5 protein-coding genes are annotated in these 7,383 nt (G+C 70.8%); 2 read left to right on the top strand and 3 right to left on the bottom strand.

What is annotated here, in order from left to right; translation table 11 throughout:
- Positions 1-455 precede the first annotated feature (455 nt).
- Positions 456-2,015: an ATP-binding protein gene (locus QHF83_RS09895; protein ID WP_282417531.1), complete on the top strand. Its 1,560-nt coding sequence runs from the start codon at positions 456-458 to the stop codon at positions 2,013-2,015.
- A gap of 332 nt (positions 2,016-2,347) precedes the next feature.
- Here QHF83_RS09895 and QHF83_RS09890 read toward each other — a convergent pair whose 3' ends face one another.
- From QHF83_RS09890 to QHF83_RS09880, 3 genes are read right to left on the bottom strand one after another with little or no spacing between them, the layout of a single operon-like run.
- A complete protein-coding gene (locus QHF83_RS09890; RefSeq protein ID WP_282417530.1) occupies positions 2,348-2,992 on the bottom strand; it encodes a sigma-70 family RNA polymerase sigma factor in 645 nt (214 codons plus the stop codon).
- Between the two features lie 54 nt (positions 2,993-3,046).
- Positions 3,047-4,552 carry a hypothetical protein gene (locus QHF83_RS09885; protein WP_282417529.1) on the bottom strand — a complete coding sequence of 502 codons (1,506 nt, stop codon included), beginning with the start codon at positions 4,550-4,552 and terminating at the stop codon, positions 3,047-3,049.
- 38 nt (positions 4,553-4,590) lie between these two features.
- Positions 4,591-5,271: a Uma2 family endonuclease gene (locus QHF83_RS09880; protein WP_348980437.1), complete on the bottom strand. Its 681-nt coding sequence runs from the start codon at positions 5,269-5,271 to the stop codon at positions 4,591-4,593.
- Positions 5,272-5,314: 43 nt separating this feature from the next.
- Between QHF83_RS09880 and QHF83_RS09875 the strand changes: the two genes are divergently transcribed.
- Entirely contained in the window at positions 5,315-7,249 is a 1,935-nt protein-coding gene (locus tag QHF83_RS09875; protein WP_282417528.1) for a hypothetical protein, read from the top strand.
- Positions 7,250-7,383: the final 134 nt, after the last annotated feature.

The raw sequence follows: 7,383 nt of genomic DNA, 5'->3' as shown, positions 1-7,383 counted from the left end.
CCCCGGCGCCGCCCGCGCCGCCTACGCCTGCGCCGCCCGCGACGTCCGTCGCCGAACCCGCGCCGCCGCAGCCAACGGCGGCCGCCGAGAGCGCAGCGCCGAGGCCGAGGAGCACCCGCCGGCGCGCGGCCGCATGATCGTCACCCATTCGTCCGGACATGATGGGACCTCTCCAAACAAAAAGAAGGAAACCACGATAGACGAATCGCCCGCCCGTGTGCGCCGAAAGCGCCCCCGCGTAGCGTCTTTCTCGGCGCCGCGCGCGCCCCGGACGCGCCGACGTGGGCAGGGCCCGCGCACAAGCGTGTGGTACGAGCCCTGCTCGTCGCGCGATTCGTGTTTCCGCCGGCCAGCCTCTTCGCGCGGCCCCCTGCCAAGGGGCTGCGTTTACCTTATTTTCCAGATGCTTTTGGTTCGTCCACCACGCCCCGCCGGGCCCCGCGCGGCGGTGGGCCATGAAGCTCGATCCGATGCGAAGGACGCTGGACGTCGCGAGCGCGTCCGTCGGGGAAGGACAGGCCGAACGCACGATTGCGCGGCGCAAGCTTGAACAGACGATCGGCGCGGCGTACCTGGTCGCCATCCTGGCCGCGCTCGTCATCGGCGGCGTGGCGAGCTTCGCGCTGCAATCGGTGATCGCGAGCCAGGACCGCGTGGAGGAGATCTACGGGGCGGAGCTGGTCGAAGTGGAGCGGCTGCGCGCCGGCGCGATGGAGAAGTCGTCGCAGGGTCGAGCGTACCTGCTCACGGGCGATCCCGAGATGCTCGAGGAGAGCTACGCAGCGCGGCAAGCCTTCGAGGCCCGGCTGCGCGCGCTGCTCGCGCACACGGAGGACCCGGCCGAGCGCGCGCGGCTGGAGCGCATCGGGGCCGCACAGAAGGCGCACCAGGAGGCGCTCGCGCGGGCGTTCGCGTTGCATCGCGCCGGCGGGACGCACGAGGACGTGGGGCGCGTGGTCGGGGCCGAGGTGATCCCCAAGTTCGGGGCGCTCGAGGTGGCGATCGGCGACTACGCGCTGTTCGTGGACTCGCGTCTCGAAGTGGCCCGCGACAGCGCGCGGCAGGCCGCGACCCACGCGTCGAGGCTGGTCGTGATCGTGGCGTGCGGGGCCGTCCTGCTCGCAGCAGGCCTCGGCGTGCTGCTGACGCGCACGATGCACCGGCTCTACCGCGCAGCCGAGGAGCGGCTCGCGCTGTTCGCGCGGGAGGAGCGCGCGCGCGCGGAGGCCGAAGCGGCGCGGCGAGATCTGGCAGAGACGGTGGAGCGGCTCTCGCAGGTGAACGAGGATCTCGACGCGTTCGCAGGTCGCATCGCCCACGATCTCCGGAACCTGCTCGCGCCGATCGCGCTGGTGCCGCCGCGCCTGCGGCGCGCAGAGGACAAGGAGGCGACGGAGCGGATCGCAGCGTCGCTCGAGCGATCCGTGACGCGGGCGAACGCGGTGCTCGAAGGTCTGCTCGCGTTCTCGCGGTCGAGCCGCCCAGACGACACGAGCCAGAAGGCCTCGGTGCGCGAGGTGGTGGCGCAGGTGGCGGAGGAGCTCGCGCAGACGGCCGCCGAGGTGCACGCCGAGGTCACGATCCACGTGGAGGACACGCGCGTGGCCTGCTCGCCCGAGCTGCTGCACGTGGTCGTGCTCAACCTGCTCGGCAACGCGCTCAAGTACATCGCAGGCTGCGAGGAGCGGCGGGTGGCGATCCACGCCACACGGGCCGACGGAGGCATGGTCGAGCTCGCGGTGGAGGACACCGGGCCAGGCATCCCCGACGGCGCAAAGGACCGCATCTTCGAGCCGTTCTACCGAGTGCCCGGCATGCGCGCGCCAGGCGCCGGCATCGGCCTCGCAACGGTGCGGCGCATCGTGACCGCGCACGAGGGCCGCATCGCATGCGACTCGACCCTCGGTCGAGGGACGACCTTCCGCGTATGGATCCCATGCGCGGCGGAGCCACGGAGCGCCCTCGCGCGAGACGAGGAGCGCGCCGAGGCTGCAGGCCGGGATTTCGGCGTCTAGGTCTCATCTGGTGCCGCTGCGCTGGGGCGTTGCCCCAGGCCCCACCAGGGGCTGTCCGCCCCTGGACCCGGACCAGCCAGGGGCTGGACCCGGGGTCGATGAACTGCGCGATGCGCAGTTCATCGAACAGGCCCGAGGAACCTGCCAACCAAGACAGCCGCGCTGCCCGCTCGATGGGCAACGCGGCCCCTGGTCTTGCCACCGGCTCGTGGAAGAACTGCGCATCGCGCAGTTCTTCCAACCCGAGTCCAGCGCTTGCGCTGGTTCGGGTCGAGGGGCGAACAGCCCCCGCGGGGTCCGGGGCAGCGCCCCGGCGCAGCGGCCCCAAGATGTCACCGCGTGAGCTGCCGGCGCTTCTCCACGAGCCAGCGCCATGCTCCGAGGAGCCACCCTGCGAGCCACATGGGGACGAACCGGCGCTTGCGCTTCCGGCCCCTCCGCCGTGACTCGACCAGGGCGAGCTTCTCCACGAACCGCGCCCGGGCCTGCTGTACCCGGACGTGCGCGCCGCTCTTCTTGAGCCCGAGCCACTTCGCGATCTCGTGCAGGGTCTCGCCCTCCACGTCGTGGCGGAGCAGGATCTCCCGCTCCTCTGCGGGCATGAGCCGCGTGGCGGCCCGCACGAGCGCGATCGTCGCGTGGTACTCCTCGGGATCCTGCGGATTCGCGACTGCGTCGGCGATCGCCTCCGGGTCGAGCACCTCGTAGGCGTGCCGGTAGAGCTTCCGGTAGTTCGATACCTGTTTTCGGGCCACCTCCATGAGCCAGCGTCTTGCTGCCTCATCATTCCGCGGGATCACCGCGGCCCGTCGGTTGGCGACGGTGAAGACGATCTGGACGAGTTCCTCGAGGTCATCTCCGTGCAGCCCCAAGCCGCCGAGGCGCTCGCGCACCTCCGCTAGGAACAACTCGTAGAGAACCTGGACGCGGGGTTTGTGTCTGCGGCGCGAGGGCGGGCGCTGGATAGAGTCTCCCACGCTCGCCCTAATGTGTTGAAAAGGCAGATCGTCCAAAAAATGTTTGGGGACCCCTCAGGGCGGGGGTGTTCCTGCCTCCAAACCCGCGTCCGCTGCCCCGGGTTCGTCAGGGACACACTGCATCACGGAGAGCTTCATCGCCTTGCCGGCCGGCCGCGCCACGAGCAGCGCCGCCCGCGTCGCCGCCAGCACCTCCCCGTTGCCGAGCACCGGCTCCGGCCGGAGCTCCCCCACGAGCTCGCCCCTCGCCGTCATCGTCCCGATCCGCGTCGCCCCTGACAGCGACGAGACCGCGAGCCAGCCCGGCATCAAGTCCGGCACGCCGGCCGAGGTCGGCTCCTCGGTGAGCAGCCTCGCCTCCCCGATCCCGGACAAACGCACCCACACGCTCAGGACGCGCCCCCCGCTCGACCCGCTCGGCGTGTCGTCGTCCCGGTACGTCACGACCATCCCCCCGTCCTCGCTCGGCTCCACGTCGAAGGCGAGGGCGTGCCCGTCCTTCGGGGTCACCGCGCGCGGCAGCGCCACCGCCGCGCCCTGCTCGTCGAGCGGCACGACCTCGATCCATCGCGGCGCGATCGCCTCCCCCACGAGCCCCGTGTCCTCGTCCTTCGGCTTCCTCGCCGTCCCCACGACCACGTACGCGAGCCAGAGCCCGCCGGGCCGGGCCGCGAGCCTCGGCGTCTCCGCGTCCTGCTTGGGCGGCGACACGGGGCGCGGCTCGCCCTTCGCCTTCATCGTCTCCGGGTCGAACGGGGCGAGCATCACCATCGTCTGCTTGCCGTCCTTGCTCACGTCGTCCCAGACCGCGACCGCGCCCGCGCCCGACGCCGCGAGGTCCACCGCGAGCGACTCGTCGCGCCCCTCGCTGAGCTCCGGCCCCCACGTGACCTGCTCGCCGCTCACCCGAGCAAGGCGGATCGAGCGCCCGCCCGCGTTCGGCTCGAGCATCGCCGCGAGCACCGAACCCTTGTACCCGCTCACGGTCGGCGCATCGAAGTCCCCGCGGCTACGCCCAAGCCGCACGAGCTTGCCGCCGCGCCCGTCGAGCCCGAGCGTCGCGACCATGGCCACGGACCCGCCCTCCCCGTCGCGCAGCGCGCCCACGGCGAACCCGCCCTCGAACGTCGTGCCGCGCCCGAGCTCCACGGCGAACGGCGCGAGCTCGTCGAACTCCTCCTCCTCGTCGTTGGTCGACGTTTGGGGCTTCGGATCGCCTCCGGCGTCCTGCGCCCCAAGCCCCCGCCCCGCCCCCGCATCCGGCACCTTGGGCGCCTTCGCGGCTTGCGGCTCCCCGACGACGAACGGCTCGCCGGAGACGGCCGTGCACCGGGGCGGCGGGGGTTTGTTCTCGAACGCCGCCGCGTCCCCCGCGTCGCCGGCATCGACCGGCCCCGGGCCCGGGTCTCCGCGGCTGCCCCAGTACCGCACGCCGACGATGATCACCGCGATGACGAACGCCGCGAGCGCCGCGCCCGCGAGGCCGCTGCCGGTGTCGCGAGGCTCGGTCGGGTCTTTCGGGGAGGATTTCGACGGGATTTTCGGGGAGATCGGGGGCATGGGGGTACGGGAGGAAAAACGTTTTTCAGGACGAGCGACTAGCCTTCGGTGGGCTCGTCATCTTCGGCGTCGCCGAAGAGCTCGTTGATGTCGAGCTCGACGGCCTCGAAGGGTTCGGCGTGGACGCGCTCGCCACGCTCGGCGATGAGCGCCACGAGATACCCCGGCTCGGTCCATCGAAAGACGGTCAGCGTCTCGTCCATCGGATCGAGGATCCAGTAGTGCGGCACCTCGAATCGGTGGTAATTGCGATATTTCCGCACCCTGTCGTTCGAGCGGTTGGTTGGCGACAGGACCTCGCAGACCCAGTCCGGACGGATGCGGATGGGCCACTCCTTGGGCAACGTGGGCATACGTTCGCGCCGCCAACCGGCGAGATCCGGCCGGTAGATCTGGTCCGCGGCGAACGCGATGTCCGCGTCCGCGACGAGCCACCAGCCCCCTGGCCCCCGCGAACGGCGCCCGCGGCCATATTCCTCGCGGATCACGCTGCCAAGCCCGAGGAGCGACGCGCCGTGCACCGCGTTCGTCATCGCCTTCTGCACGAGCTCGCCGTCGATGATCTCGTGCCGCCGCTCTTCCTCGGGGATCGCGAGCAAGTCCTCGATCGTCGCCGGCTTGATCCTCCGCGCAGGAGACCCCATGCCCGCCATCTTGCGCCCCTCCTCCGACCCGCGCAACGAGAGCTCGTTCGCTCCCGGTTCTCCCGAGGCGACCACGAATTTCTCGCGTCCGAGCCGCCTCGACCCCTAAAATCCGCGCATGCGTCCTTCGCTTGCCGCGCGCGTCACGTGCGCGTTCGCCCTCGTCCTCGTGTCGGTCCTGACGTTCGCCTCCTGCGGCTCGCGGACCGGGGACTTCGACGCCTACGCCACGGGCGGCGGCACGAACTGCGGCGCGCTCGGCGAGAGCTGCGGCCTGCCCGGCGACTGCTGTGACGGGCTCGCCTGCACGGGCGAAGTCTGCAAGCCCGAGCAGCTCTGCAAGCCCGAAGGCAGCGCCTGCGAGACGACCGTCGACTGCTGCGATCTCGACTGCCTGGACGGCTTCTGCGGCGGTGTGCAGTGCACGCCCGACGGCCTCGCCTGCACCGAGCACGGCGACTGCTGCAGCCTCGAATGCTGGCAGGGCTTCTGCGGCGGCATCGAGTGCAAGCCCGACGGCTTTGCGTGCAATGGCCCAGAGGAATGCTGCGACTCTCCGTGTACGAGCGGCTTCTGCGGCCCCCCCGTCTGCAAGCCCCAGGGCGCCGCCTGCTTCAACAACGGCGACTGCTGTGGCGGCGCCTGCAACCAGAACGTCTGCGGCTCCGCGTGCCAGCAAGACGGGTTCGTCTGTACCAAACCCTCGCAGTGCTGCTCCGGCCTCTGCACCGAGGGCGTCTGCGGCACCGGCTCCTGCAACCCGAACGGCGCGCCTTGCCAGGTCGCCGCCGAGTGCTGCTCCGGCTTCTGCCCCGGCGGCGTCTGCAACTTCGAGTTGTGCGGCCCCGACGGCACGGCCTGCTTCACCCCGAGTGATTGCTGCTCCAACATTTGCGAGAGCGGCATCTGCGGCGGCGGGATCTGCAAGGTCGACGGCGCCGCGTGCAACGCGTCCGGCGAGTGCTGCACGAGCTTCTGCGACCCGAAGACGCACCGCTGCGGCCTCGGCCAGTGCCTGCCCGATAGCAGCTTCTGCGAGCTCGACGCCCAGTGCTGCTCGGGCTTCTGCGACCCGCAGAAGAAGCGCTGCGGCATCGGCCAGTGCCAGCCCGACGGCCTGTTCTGCGTCGACCACCTCGAGTGCTGCGCGCAGTTCTGCAACCCGGACACCAACATCTGCGGCTTCGGCCAGTGCGAGCCCATGGGCTTCTTCTGCGAGGCCGACTTCCAGTGCTGCTCGGGCTTCTGCGACCTCTCGATCTTCGCCTGCAGCCCCGGCGGCTGCACGCCGAACGGCCTCTTCTGCGTCAACGACTTCGAGTGCTGCACGGGCATCTGCGACCCGCTCTCGAGCACCTGCGGCCTCGGCGCGTGCTTGCCCAATGGCTTCGGCTGCAACTTCGGCGAAGAGTGCTGCTCCGGCGTCTGCGATCCGGGCGGGTTCTGCACGGCCGGCGAGTGCCAGCCCGACGGCTTCTTCTGCGACAACGGCTTCGACTGCTGCTCGGCCTTCTGCGATCCGAACTTCTTCACGTGCGGCTTCGGCCAGTGCCAGCCCGACGGCTTCCCCTGCGACGCGCCTTTCCAGTGCTGCACCAACAACTGCACGAACGGCCTCTGCGGCGCCGCGCAGTGCAAGCTCGACGGCTTCCCCTGCGTCGAGAACGGCGAGTGCTGCACGAACGTCTGCCAGAACGGCCTCTGCGGCGCGGGTTCGTGTTTGCCCACGGGATCGAACTGCACGAGCACCCCGCAGTGCTGCGTCGGCCTCGTGTGCAACGGCGGGCACTGCGGTGTGCCGCCCGTCGACGCGGGCACGTGCAGCCTCGACCCGGGCGGGACGCCGTGCTCGCAGTGCATCGTCGGGAGCTGCTGCCAGCAAACGGAGAGCTGCCTCTCGAACCCGCAGTGCGCGTCGAGCATGAGCTGCTACCAGCGCTGCACCGTCGGCGGCGGGACGCCCGCGAGCTGCCAGCAGCAGTGCTGCAGCGGCAACCTCTGCACCCAGTGGTCGAACTGCGTCGCGCAGAGCTGCGCCGGCCCCTGCTTCTGAACGCGCCCCCGCCGCTCGCGAGAGCATCGACCGGTTCGATGCTCGGAAGATCGCGAAGCGATCTTCCCTCGGGGGGTGAATCGTCCGGGCTTTGCCCGGACGAGAGGGGGACGCGAGGCGTCCCCCTCGGGACG

The organism is Polyangium sp. 15x6, from assembly GCF_029960785.1.
Classification (GTDB): domain Bacteria; phylum Myxococcota_A; class Polyangia; order Polyangiales; family Polyangiaceae; genus Polyangium.
Note: the sequence above shows the minus strand (reverse complement) of the source record. Positions and strands in the feature narration are given on the sequence as shown.